This window comes from Oleiphilus sp. HI0132, from assembly GCF_001635845.1.
In genome coordinates this window covers 1-1,059 of the sequence record NZ_LWGJ01001779.1, presented here as the reverse complement: position 1 = coordinate 1,059, position 1,059 = coordinate 1, and the positions used below count along the sequence as shown (strand labels likewise).

The window sequence follows — 1,059 nt, the reverse complement described above, 5'->3', positions numbered from 1 at the left end:
GTAGCCATCCAGAGTGATTGTAGTGGTGGCACTACCATTGGCGACGATGCTTGCATTATTTGCAGAGATAAGTGAAAAATTTGCGTTGGCAGGAAGTTGATCAGGCCCGGAGTCTTGTATGTGTGAATACGTTGTGGAGGCATAATCTTGCTGAAGGTCAAAGCCGCTTTCCTGGAAAAACAGGTGAGCTTCAATTAGAAAGTTGCCACTCGGTTCATCTAACTGATATGAAACACTATTTGTTCTAGTCTGAGTTTGCCCTACAAGCCCTGGAAAGTCTTCGGTGGCTTGGCTGTGCATGTTGCCGCTCTGGTCGATAAGGTTTACTTCTAGCCGGTAGCCACCCTCTCTGGTTGTGAGTACTTCGGTATCTAGGTTTAAAGTAACTGTGCCACTATCTATATCAATAGAGGACAGGCTAATATTGATGAATTCAGAGCTATCATCATCCCCTTCATCGATAAGTAATTGTCCCCAATTGACTCGAGTGGCCCAAGGGTTTGCTATGGTGACTTCGACGATATTGTTCCCGGAAACTATTTGCCCGATTGGCACGTTAAAAATATTGGTGCTGTCCTCATCTGCGACGCCGGACAGGTCCCCTAGGCCGTTGCCGTTTATAGAAATCGACACCTCTTGGCCTAATTCTTCATCGATGTCGTGAGCGTTAATAAGAAGCTGGGCAGAGGTGCTTGGAAGGCTGCCTGTCAGGTTTATGTTGAACTCTATCGGGTAGTTCAACGACGTGTCAGAAAGAATACGACCTATGTCATCATCAGAGCTTCCTGATCTTGCGTTATCTTCGTTGTCTGTATCTGTGTAGTAGGTGTCACCAGCGCTTAGAGACGGAGACAGCATTGCTAAACACAAAGCAAGAAGGCAGTACAAGCAGGTAAGGTTCTTGTTAATAGCGGATATTTGCATAGGGCCGTATATATTTACTTTATGTATATTTTATCAATAGGTGACAGCAAGGCTCTGGTTTAGAGCTTGTCGAATATTGACCTTATAGCGCTATGTCTATGCAGACTGTTTACCGATGATAGCTTATTTTGTCGT

Annotated in this window: 1 protein-coding gene; it reads right to left on the bottom strand. The window is 44.9% G+C overall.

Features of this window, described 5'->3' with window-relative positions; all coding sequences use genetic code 11:
- Positions 1-924, bottom strand: a 924-nt coding sequence (locus A3766_RS27010) for a hypothetical protein (protein ID WP_156509183.1), incomplete at its 3' end; no start/stop codon positions are given.
- Positions 925-1,059: the final 135 nt, after the last annotated feature.